The sequence below is a fragment of the Pukyongia salina genome (assembly GCF_002966125.1).
Lineage (GTDB): Bacteria > Bacteroidota > Bacteroidia > Flavobacteriales > Flavobacteriaceae > Pukyongia > Pukyongia salina.
In genome coordinates, this window is the sequence record NZ_CP027062.1 from 2,166,936 (window position 1) to 2,178,632 (window position 11,697).

The 11,697-nt window shown below is 41.6% G+C and carries 9 protein-coding genes; 4 read left to right on the forward strand and 5 right to left on the reverse strand.

Annotation, left to right across the window (positions count from 1 at the left end; all coding sequences use genetic code 11):
• Positions 1–30: 30 nt before the first annotated feature.
• The 5 genes from C5O00_RS09885 to C5O00_RS09905 all read right to left on the reverse strand — a co-directional run bounded on the left by C5O00_RS09885 (position 31) and on the right by C5O00_RS09905 (position 8,591).
• A complete protein-coding gene (locus C5O00_RS09885) occupies positions 31–1,896 on the reverse strand; it encodes a DUF8459 domain-containing protein (RefSeq protein ID WP_105216704.1) in 1,866 nt (621 codons plus the stop codon).
• Positions 1,897–2,045: 149 nt separating this feature from the next.
• Positions 2,046–3,662, reverse strand: a complete 1,617-nt coding sequence (locus C5O00_RS09890) for a SulP family inorganic anion transporter (protein WP_105216705.1) — start codon at positions 3,660–3,662, stop codon at positions 2,046–2,048.
• Between the two features lie 92 nt (positions 3,663–3,754).
• Positions 3,755–6,274, reverse strand: a complete 2,520-nt coding sequence (locus C5O00_RS09895) for a M14 family zinc carboxypeptidase (protein WP_105217636.1) — start codon at positions 6,272–6,274, stop codon at positions 3,755–3,757.
• A 106-nt stretch (positions 6,275–6,380) separates the two neighbouring features.
• Positions 6,381–6,773: a PUR family DNA/RNA-binding protein gene (locus C5O00_RS09900; RefSeq protein ID WP_105216706.1), complete on the reverse strand. Its 393-nt coding sequence runs from the start codon at positions 6,771–6,773 to the stop codon at positions 6,381–6,383.
• Between the two features lie 66 nt (positions 6,774–6,839).
• Positions 6,840–8,591, reverse strand: coding sequence for an ABC transporter ATP-binding protein (locus C5O00_RS09905; protein WP_105216707.1), 1,752 nt, complete (start codon positions 8,589–8,591; stop codon positions 6,840–6,842).
• Positions 8,592–8,708: 117 nt separating this feature from the next.
• On the opposite strand from C5O00_RS09905, the gene C5O00_RS09910 reads away from it, so the two are divergent.
• From C5O00_RS09910 to yajC, 4 genes are all read left to right on the forward strand, one after another.
• Positions 8,709–9,806: a Glu/Leu/Phe/Val family dehydrogenase gene (locus C5O00_RS09910; RefSeq protein ID WP_105217637.1), complete on the forward strand. Its 1,098-nt coding sequence runs from the start codon at positions 8,709–8,711 to the stop codon at positions 9,804–9,806.
• Between the two features lie 80 nt (positions 9,807–9,886).
• A complete protein-coding gene (nusB, locus tag C5O00_RS09915) occupies positions 9,887–10,831 on the forward strand; it encodes a transcription antitermination factor NusB (protein WP_105216708.1) in 945 nt (314 codons plus the stop codon).
• 52 nt (positions 10,832–10,883) lie between these two features.
• A complete protein-coding gene (locus tag C5O00_RS09920; protein WP_105216709.1) occupies positions 10,884–11,375 on the forward strand; it encodes a DUF1573 domain-containing protein in 492 nt (163 codons plus the stop codon).
• Between the two features lie 27 nt (positions 11,376–11,402).
• Complete coding sequence (gene yajC, locus C5O00_RS09925; protein WP_105216710.1) at positions 11,403–11,684, forward strand: preprotein translocase subunit YajC; 282 nt, start codon at positions 11,403–11,405, stop codon at positions 11,682–11,684.
• Positions 11,685–11,697: the final 13 nt, after the last annotated feature.

The window sequence follows — 11,697 nt, forward strand, 5'->3', positions numbered from 1 at the left end:
CCTTCTTAAGCAAGTTCAACCTTGAGCACCTTATTTAGTCGATTTTACTAAAAACGACGGAGCCGTATAGTCCTTTGGCAAATAAGCAGCAGGAATAGTGCTCATATTGCCATCGCGGGCAGCTCGATAATGCGGTGACAAGATCTCTATTCCTTCTTCGTTACAAACATCCTGAATATGCTGATGTAATTGTGAATATATAGTAGCCTGCTTGTTAGGTTCTCGAATATACCCGTTCACCTGGTAAGAAACATAGAAATCATCCAGACTGGTTTGTAGCACAAAAGGCTCCGGGTCATCCAGGATAAATTCGGTTCTCTTTGCTGCTTCTATTAGCGCATTATGCATTTTAGCCCAGGGAACGTCATACCCAATAGTTACAGTAGTGTGAACGATTAATCCTCGTACATCTGCATCACTGCTATAGTTGATAGTATGGCTGGTCATTACCTTTGAGTTAGGTATTGATATGATCTCGTTTTTGGTAGTTCGAACCCGGGTCACCAAAGAAGATTTTTCAATCACATCTCCTACAACATCATCGATCTTTACCCGATCTCCAATCTTGAACAATCTCATGTATGTAAGGACCAGACCAGCGATAAGGTTGGATAAGGAACCTGCCGAACCAAAAGTGAACAAGAAGCCCAGGAAAACAGAAATTCCCTGAAATACCGGGGAGTCACTTCCAGGTAGATACGGGAAGATCACCACGATCATAAATGCTATTACAAGTACTCGAATGATCTGGTATGATGGATTAGCCCAATCCGGATAAAAACCGCCTATTTTGAGCTTCTCACTCGCAATTTCGTTCTTTAGGAAACGCAATCCTTTTAAAACATACCTAAATACGATCACTATCACCAAAATAGTGATGAGGTTGGGGAGATAGTTCCAAAAACCAATTAGGATCTTCTTTACAGGGCTAACCACATAACCGAACAAGGTGTTGGCAAAACTTCGAGTCCATGGGAAAATCCCGAACAAAACCGGGAGAGCCAGATAAATTACTAACAAGACACTACTCCACTTAAGGATCTTATTCACTGTAAGTAATGCGGTTACCTGGCGTTTTGCATCGAACAATACGTAATTCTTCAGCTTGATGCCTTTTATCTTCTTATTCTCCTGCTCACTGATCTTTCCCGAGATCCAGGTGAATAGTTTCCCGATATAACGGATAATAAACCATATAAGGCCTAATACCAACAATGCCAGAACAATATTTTTTGCGATGGAGAATAAATTAGTCTCCGCTCTGTACCTCTCAACTTCCTCTATGATCTTAATTCGATAAGCCTTCGCAAGATCGAATTGTGAACTATCCTCCCATAGGGCGTCGTTTTCAGAAATACTGGCTATGATGGTTTGGTCGTAACTAATGTCGAAGGTTGCTTCAGATTGTGCGATACGTAACGAATCCGGATTAAATTCCAATAGGTCCGGAAGTTTGCGAATCCTTCTATTAATCGCATCTGCACGTTCGGCGGCAGTAAAGCTACCCAGCTTATTATGTATTAACCAAAGTGTGTCCTTAAAAAAACCAACTACCGGATAACCTGTGGTTGACTTGCGAAGCAATTCGATCTGTTCTTTTTTCTGTCGCACTAGTTCAGACTCCTGTAATTTAAGCTGATCTATTTGCTGTTGTAATTGTACACGTTTCGCTTTGTCTGTGTCCTTTAGCAGATCTATTTCCTGCTGAAGTTCCACCCGTTTTAACGAATCGATCTTCCTCTTCACTTCTAATTGAGAGAGATAGTTCAATGAAACCGCATCCGCCGATGAATTAACAGTATCTGTGCGGCTTGCAATAGTGTCGTTCTGTGCATTCGCTACCAGCGAAAACATCACAAAGAGAACATAACGAAGTACTACTTTTAAAGTGTTCATAATGATGAAAAAATGAGAGCGAAAGTAGTATAAAATTTAATATAATACACGATTTAAGAAAACTTTAATCTGCTTCTTGTAGCGAATTAAATAATAGATTATCAATTAGTTATGATGATAACCCCACTCTCAGTAACCTTTTGGCATTCCTAAACTTCGCTATCCAGGATATCGGTTACAACATAGTAACGAGGGTCGTCTATAGAATCCTGTATCACCTGGTCGAATTCCGGATTTCTCTTCAGAAGTAATGCTTTACAATCCGGACTTAAATGCGTTAATGTAACTTTTTTACCCGCAGCCTGATATTTATTTACAATCCCTCGCATGGCTTCCACTCCGGAATGGTCGCTTACTTTAGATTCGATAAAATCGATTTCAACATTGTCCGGGTCGTTCCTCACATCGAATTTGGTAAGGAAATTTGTTGTAGATCCAAAGAACAAAGGCCCCCATATCTCATAGACCTTGGTTCCATCTTCCTTCACGCTTTTTCTGGCACGGATCATCGTAGCGTTTTTCCATGCAAAAGTAAGGGCACTCATAATTACTCCGGCAATAACAGCTATCGCAAGGTCTTGCCATACTGTGATGGCGGATACCGCTATAAGTACAAAGGCATCACTTTTGGGGATCTTATGAAGAATACGGAAGCTACTCCAGGCAAAAGTACCTATAACAACCATGAACATTACTCCTACCAATGCCGCAATGGGGATTTGTTCAATAAGCGGTGCTCCAAATAAAACAAAACACAATAAGGCTATAGCAGCGGTTGCACCCGATAGCCTGCCACGACCTCCGGAGTTAATATTTATGATGGACTGGCCAATCATAGCACAGCCGCCCATACCACCAAAGAGTCCGTTTAAGATATTGGCTCCGCCTTGAGCAACACACTCTCTATTTCCGCTACCACGACTTTCTGTCATTTCATCAATCAAACTAAGAGTCATAAGAGATTCGATAAGCCCAACCGCAGCTAATATGAAGGCGGTTGAGAGAATTATGCTCCAATGTCCTTTTAAGGTATAGAATAGTGTGAAGATCTGATCCTGGAAGCTGGGAAGTGCTCCCTGCAACCCGTCACCTCCACCGTCTCTAATAAAAGAACCAACGGTGCTAACATCGATCTTCCCAAAGATCACAATGGCTGCTACCACTATAATAGCTGTTAATGCCGAAGGGATCTTCTTGGTAAGCTTTGGCAATCCAAACATAATTGCCATAGTAAGTAAAACAAGCCCCAGCATGACCATAAGTTCGGTTCCCTGTAACCAGGAGCTCTCACCATCCACTGTCTTTTTAAACATCCCTAATTGAGACAAAAAAATCACAATGGCGAGTCCGTTAACAAACCCCATCATTACCGAGTGTGGAATAAGACGTACAAACTTCCCGAGTCTTAAAATTCCTGCACCAATTTGAATTCCACCAACTAATAATAAAGTTATGAAAAGCCACTGCAGCCCAAGGTTATCGATAGGAGTGTCCAGAGCGCTGCCTACCTCGTTACCTTTTTGAATAAGATGAACCATTACCACGGCCATGGCTCCGGTTGCGCCAGAGATCATGCCGGGACGACCACCAAACAAGGATGTTACTATACCCATCATAAAGGCACCGTACAGGCCTACCAGGGGATCAATACCGGCAACAAAGGCAAACGCTACCGCTTCGGGCACCAATGCCAGTGCAACGGTAAGCCCGGAAAGAATGTCGTTCTTTGGGTTCTGAGTGAAATTCTTTATGGTTTTCCTAATCATCTTTGTCGCTTAAAAAAGCGGCAAAGATAAGGTTTCAGGATGCAAGAGCGCCCATTTTACAGGATAAAAGTTACGAAAAGGTTTTCGTGAACCTACATAGAATCCCCAAAGAATATGGCGTTCATTAATAACTTATTTGTCCCATACCAAAAAGCTCGGAAATTGGTATTATCGGTAAAATAGATCACCTGCCCACGACCCAAACCAGAGGTTTTAAAGGGCACTGTGTTGGCCAGATCTTTCAGGTTGGGCTTGGAAATATATCCACTCAGCAATGGATTGGCGGTGTACTGGATAGGGTTGTTGTAGCTATCACTATCCGCTTCCACGAATAGGGTAGAATTCCGGAACATAGGTAGGCGGTCGTTCTTATATCCAAAGGCAATAGGATGGCTTCTGTCTAACTTAGTTTCGAAGATCGCACCTCCTATAACCTGGGCTCCGCTATAATCTCTCCTCTGCTCGAAGGTGATATTGGTAGCCGTATCCTTTCTTGATTTAAATTTTATTTTCATGAGTTCATTACGGTCCAGAAATCGTCCGGCATTCTTATAGGCGATCAACGATCCTCCCGCCTGTACCCAGCTCTTTAATTTTTCGGCGTCTCCTTTATCCAGTGCGTTGCCCCAGCTGGCCGGCATGATAATATCGGTATATCTGCTAAGATCGGCTCTTCCAAAATTACGTGTATCTAATTTTGTGATGCGCATGTCGTATCGCGTATCGAACAAGTGCCAGATCTCCCCGGCATCGTATGGGTTTACACCATCACCCACAAGAATGGCTACTTTGGGTAACTCCACCGCTCTAAACTGACTACTTCCCAGATCGATCCCTTGCGCTAGTCCGGTCTTTACACCATTGATCTGTACTTTGGTTTCGCGGCTTACTTTAGCCAGGAATTTAGTGAGATCGGCCATATTCATATCCTGGTTCTGAACCGGGATCAAAATGGTACCATAATCGTAGTTCTTATTTTCTATGGAAAATTGCTTCATGGCAACTTTGGCCCGTAGCCCCTCGTTTAGTATCATGTGTAGTGCTTTCGGACTATAATATTCATGCCACTCCATGAGGTAGGCGTAAGTAGAGACAATCGGGGTATCCGGCACAGGCATTTTAAGGTCGGTTATCTCGCTACCGGCACGGCTGGCAGATGCGTTCTCTACATAATCAAGGTTGAAGGCCAACGGAAAGCTCCAGGCGCTGATATCGTAAAACAAGCTATCCTGAAATTTCGTGCGTTTCTCAAACATGGCGTTGATAAGTCTATGTTGTCTCTGGTTCTTCGGAATTACATAACTGAATCCTTTTTTAAAGTTTCTGCCACCACTACTGAAATCTTCTTTTAATTCATGAATTTTAATCTTATGTCGCTTTAAGATCTCTGCCAGATGATATGCTTTGGCGGCGTCTTTTTCGTCACCGAACACTATGGCACCTCCAGCGGCTGCCTCTTTTCGTGCTTCGTCAAAGAATTCACGCTGATAATCTAAGAGGTCCTTTCGCATATTTACTGCCGCTTCAAGGGTTGAAAGAGCCGCAGTGAATTGATTTCGGATGGTGAAAGGAAAGGTTAGGATACCATTTTCGCTTTCCTGCGCGTGTCCGCGCGAAGATGCTTGCTCGAATAAGATCCCCACACTACCATTGATATCTGGAAATGACGATCCTTTTCCGTAGTAAAAGTCGTCGAAATTCTCTTCAGAATAATAAAAACTCCCAATACGATCCAGCGCTTTGGCGTGAAACTTCGCGATTTGCCCTGTAAGGTCCTGATTCTTCTGCGGGGTAAGCGGATGGGTTCTGGAAGGAATTCCCGGCTGAAAGAAAAAACTTGAATTGGTTCCCATTTCGTGATGATCTGTTAATATGTTGGGATACCACTCGTGAAAGGTCTGTATTCTGGCTTTACTCTCCGGCAGCTGCACGGGAAGCCAGTCCCTGTTCATATCGAACCAATAATGGTTGGTTCGACCTCCCGGCCATACTTCACTGTATTCCCGGTCGTTCGGGTCGGGATTAATATTTTTCGACTTATGCATATTCGCCCAGTACGCAAAGCGTTGTAATCCGTCCGGATTGAAGGAAGGATCGAATAGTATCACAGTATTGTTGAGTAATTCGTCTATTTTCGGACCTTCAGCCGCGGCGAGGTAATAAGCTACCGCAAGTGCTGCGTTGGATCCGCTGGGTTCGTTCCCATGAATGGAAAAACCCTGATACACAACAGCCGGCATCGATGCCGTGCTAAGGGAAGAGGAACCGGCTTCGGTCAATGCAAGGTGTTGAGACTTAATGGTTGAGATGTTATTATGATTTGCCGGTGAGGTGATCGTTAGTAGTAATAAAGGTCGTCCTTCGTAGGTAGTGCCGCGATCCTGTATGCTTATCCTGTCACTTGCATTGTCCAACGCATACATGTATTGCGCCAGCTTATCGTGGGTAATATGCCATTCACCTACTTCGTGGCCGATCACAGATTTTGGCGTGGGTATGTTCTTATTGTAAGTGACGTCTTTAGGAAGATAATAGCTAAGATCGACTACATATTCCTGCGCTGTTAGGAAGTAAGACGTTAGGAAGATGCATAATAACATTAATTTTTTCATAATTGGATAAGAAGTTAGTTTAGGCCTGCCGAGAGCAAGGAGGCTAAATATAAAAAAACCGCCACATATAGATGGGCGGTTCATATAATTTTAAGATGATTTTAAGTTATATATCATCAAACTCAATGTCCGTAAAACTGGAAGTGGATGTCTCGTCCTTTGGTTCTTCTACTTTATCGATCTCGTTTCCATCTTCATCTTTTTTGTAATCCTTCTGATGACGTTCACTAATAACCTCTTCTCCTTTTTCATCGATGATATACTGTATCATTTCATTGACGTTCTCCTTGAACTCATAGAAGTCTTCTTTATAGAGATAGATTTTGTGTTTCTTGTAATGAAATGAGCCATCGTCATTGGTAAACTTTTTACTTTCGGTGATCGTGAGATAATAATCTCCGGCTTTTGTAGATCGCACATCGAAAAAATAAGTGCGTCTTCCGGCGCGCATAACTTTCGAATAAATTTCTTCTTTCTCCATCATATACTGATCACTCATGGGTAGTGGGTTTTGGTTAACGTTTAGCCAAAAATCTAAAAAAAATCCAAATATGCCAACTTAAACTTAGATTTCTTTTTCTAAAAGCTGTTTGGTATACAATTCTTTGTAGTAGCCGTCGGTGTTTAATAACTCATTATGAGTCCCTTGCTGAATAATCCTGCCTTCCTCAAGCACTATGATCTTATCGGCATTTTTTGCTGAAGAAACCCTGTGACTAACAATTATGGTAGTTTTATTTGAAGATAGTTTGTTGAGGTTTTGAAGTATCTCTTCTTCTGTTTCTGTATCTACTGCCGATAAGCAATCATCGAACAGGAAAATTTTTGGATCCTTTATAAGAGCACGCGCTATGGAAACCCGTTGTTTTTGTCCTCCACTCAGGCTAATTCCCCTTTCCCCAAGTATGGTTTCATAACCTTTGTTGAACCCAATAATATTGTCGTGTACCGCGGCACTTTTTGCTGCCTGCACGATCTCTTCCTGGGTGGCGTCTTCCTTACCAAACTTGATATTGTTACTTAAGGTGTCACTAAACAAAAATGCGTCCTGCGGCACATAACCAATACTCGATCTTAAACTATCCAGGTTTAGGTCTTTAATAGGTGTGTTGTCGATAAGTAGTTGCCCGTTGTTCACATCATAAAGTCTTCCTATGAGTTCGAGTACGGTCGATTTTCCCGATCCTGTGTTACCAACTATCGCCAATGTTTCACCCGGATTAATAGTAAAGGACACGTCCTTTAAGGCAGTAATATTGGTGTCTGGGTAGGTATAGCTCAGGTTTTTAAAGGATATCATTCCTTCAATGGGTGTGGGAGCGGGATTTAAATTCTGTATGGCAGGTTCTTCATGAAGAAATTGGTTGATCCTCTTTTGGGAGGCCTCTGCCTGTTGAACTATGGAAGTTACCCAGCCAACTATTGCAACAGGCCAGGTAAGCAGATTTACATATATAAGAAATTCTACGATGGTTCCCAGTTCGATCTCGTTATTGATGTATTGCTGGCCCCCAATGTAAATAACCAGGATATTACTTAATCCTATAAGCAACATCATTAACGGAAAGAATAATGCCTGAACTTTTGCCAGGTCGATGTTCTTTTGTTTGCTTCCTTCTGAAAGGTTTACAAACTCGGTGCCCGTTCGCGGTTCGAGTCCGTAAGCCTTTATCACGGAGATACCACTAAAGCTCTCTTGTGTAAAGGTGGTAAGTTTAGACAGGTACTCCTGAACAACGGTACTTCGCCGATGAATGGCAGCACTTAATTTATATATAATTACCGATAATATGGGTAATGGAGCCACTGCATATAGCGTAAGTAGCGGTGCTTTATAGATCATATATCCCAGAACTACTACAAATAGTGTTATAGTAGTTGTACTGTACATAAGAGCCGGGCCTACGTACATTCTAACCTTACTCACATCTTCACTGATCCTGTTCATAAGGTCTCCGGTTCGGTTTTGCTTATAAAAACTTAGGGACAATCGCTCGTATTGCTGAAACACTTCATTTTTCAGATCGAATTCGATGTATCTGGAGACCACTATGATGGTTTGCCTCATTATAAACGTAAAAAAAGCAGACAAAAGCGTGGCGCCAATAATGAGCAGTATGCTGTTGAGGAGCATAGATTCCATTTGTTCTACAGTAATTTCGGCATTCAGGCGTTGTTCCACAACATTCACTATATCACCCACTTTCATAGGTACGATAAGTGCAAATAAACGCGCCACTACAGTAATGAGAAGCCCTATTAACAGTCGGCCGCGATACTTAATGAAATAGTGGTTTAGATAGCGTAATTCCTTCATCTGAAATGGCAATAGTTATTAACAAATTCTCGAATTAACATGTAGTTTTTTGTGGGATATTTAATAAACCGTTAATTTTGCATGTCCTTTTTGAGGATTGTTAATTTATATGATTTTATGGTGACCGATCTAGTGAACACGAATGAACTAACCAAAATTGACCCTGTATTCGGACAATTATCGTTCGATAATCACGAACAAGTGGTTTTTTGCAACGACAAAGATACAGGTTTAAGAGCAATAATAGGAATACACAATACCGTTTTGGGTCCGGCCCTTGGTGGTACGAGGATGTGGAATTACAGCAGTGAATGGGAAGCTCTTAATGACGTCCTGAGGCTTTCGCGAGGAATGACGTTTAAATCGGCTATTACCGGTTTAAACCTTGGCGGAGGTAAGGCCGTGATCCTGGGAGATGCGCGAACACAGAAGACCCCGGAATTGATGAAAAGGTTTGGAGAATTTGTACATTCTCTCAGTGGTAAATACATTACCGCCGAAGACGTGGGGATGGAAACTGCCGACATGGATCTGGTTAGAACTGTGACTCCTTATGTTACAGGAATTTCGGAAGAAAAAGGTGGTGCCGGTAATCCGTCACCTATTACTGCATACGGTGTGTTTATGGGGATGAAGGCAGCTGCAAAATATGCCTTCGGAACAGAACTTCTGGAAGACCGAACCGTGTATGTACAGGGCATAGGTAATGTAGGGGAGGCCTTGGTGGAAAATCTTACCAATGAAGGAGCTAAAGTTTTTATAACGGACATCAATAGTGAGCGTTTGGAATATGTGCGTGATAAGTACAATGTAAATATCTATGAAGGTGAGAATCTTTATAGTGAAGAAATGGATATATACGCACCTTGTGCTCTGGGAGCTACTATCAACGATGAAACCATCGATCAACTTAAAGCAAAAGTGATCGCCGGAGCGGCTAATAATCAGCTTGCGAACGAGCTTAAACACGGTTTGCTGTTGAGGGAGCGAGGTATTGTGTATGCGCCGGATTTCCTAATCAACGCCGGAGGAATAATCAACGTATACGCAGAACTGGAGAACTACGGGAAACAAGAGATCGTTAGAAAGACAGAGAACATTTATAACACTACACTGGAGATTCTTCAGAACGCCGAAACAAACGATATTACAACACATCAGGCGGCCTTTGAGATAGCGCAGTCAAGAATTGACGCAAGAAAGACAGAAAAATAATAAATTCACTTTTTTAAAATAGTATATTTGCAACGCACAGGAAATGTCTTGTGCGTTGTTATTTTAAGTTCTTATTAACTATGCTCACAAGAAGACATATTCGGGTAAAGGTGTTACAATCTATTTATGCATTCAGGCAGGGGGAACACCAGGATATCAAGGAACAGGAAAAATTCCTGCTTTACAGTATCAGCCAGATGCACGAATTGTACCTGTTGCTACTTCAATCGATGGTAGCCCTGCGAGAACACGGTGAGAAGCATCTTGTGAAATCACAAAAGAAGTTCCTGGCTACCGAAACCGAAAAGAATCCAAGTAAGAATTTCGTTAATAACAAATTACTTCAGCTTTTAGCTACGCATTCCGATCTTCAGAAAACGCTTCAGAATAAAAAATTGAATTACTGGAAAGATGACGATGAATACATTGCTATACTTTTCAACGAGTTGGTGAATCAGGAATTTTATAAGGACTATCTGCAACTAAAGAACCCGAGCTTTAACCAGGATAAAGATTTTGTGATCAGCCTGTATAAGCAGGTTATCGCTCCCAATGAAAAATTATACGAATACCTGGAAGACCGGCGACTCACCTGGCTGGACGATTATCCTATTGTAAATACGGTGCTGGTGAAAGTACTGGCTAAAGTGAACGAGAACAACATCACTTCTACCCTTATCCCCGAGCTGTACAAGAATAGCGAAGACAGGGATTATGCTTTAGAATTACTTCGGAAAGTACTTTTGAACGATGAAAAACTGATGAGCGAGATAGATGGAAAAACCCCAAACTGGGATAAGGACAGGATCGCCGAACTGGATATGATCATCCTTAAAATGGGGATAGCAGAATTTCTCTATTTTCCCTCCATTCCTGTTCGAGCCAGTATTAATGAATATTTGGAGATCTCCAAGGAGTATTCCACGCCTAAAAGTAGTCTCTTCATCAATGGGATCCTGGATAAGATCGTGAAAGAATTTACCGATAATGGTAAATTGAATAAAATTGGACGCGGACTTAGATAAAATAAAAAAAATGGCTATTTTTAGCCTCTCTTAAACTAAAAACAAATATCCTATGAAAAAATCAATTTTGATAGTAGCAGTCTTATCAGCTTTTATTTTTACATCATGTAAGGAGAACGCTGCAGACAAAGTGAATGAAGAAAACGTAGCAGCGGCTGCAGATCGTGATTCCAAAGCCGGTGATTTCCCGGTGATGTCTTTTTCTGAATCTGAATTTGATTTCGGAACGATCGATCAGGGAACCAATGTTGAACACACCTTTACTTTTACAAACACAGGGAACGCTCCTTTAGTGATCGTGGACGCTAAAAGTAGCTGTGGATGTACAGTACCTCAGTTTACCAAAGCTCCGGTTGCACCAGGTGATACAGGAGAAATGCTTGTAAAGTTCAACGGAAGTGGTAAAGGTCAGGTTAGTAAGACAGTAACTATTACTGCAAATACCAAATCTGGGAAAGAAACTCTTAAGATCAAAGCATTTGTAAATGCACCAGAAGGAGTAACTCCTGCTGCGAGTAACGTTATTAAAACGAACTCGAAATAATTTTTTAATAGGAAATAATCTTCTTGTATGGAACAGCAAAGTTTAATATTGCTTGTATTGATGTTTGTAGTGGTGTATTTTTTTATGATACGTCCTCAAATGAAGCGTCAGAAACAAGAGAAAAAGTTTGCTTCCGAACTAAAAAGAGGTGACAAAGTAATTACCAAAAGTGGATTACATGGTAAAATTCTGGACCTCAATGATGATGGAACCTGCGTCATAGAAAGTGGAGCAGGGAAGATGAAGTTTGAACGTTCGGCTATCTCTATGGAACTGAGCAATAAATTGAACGCTCCGGCAAAGAAGTAATCATATTTACAAC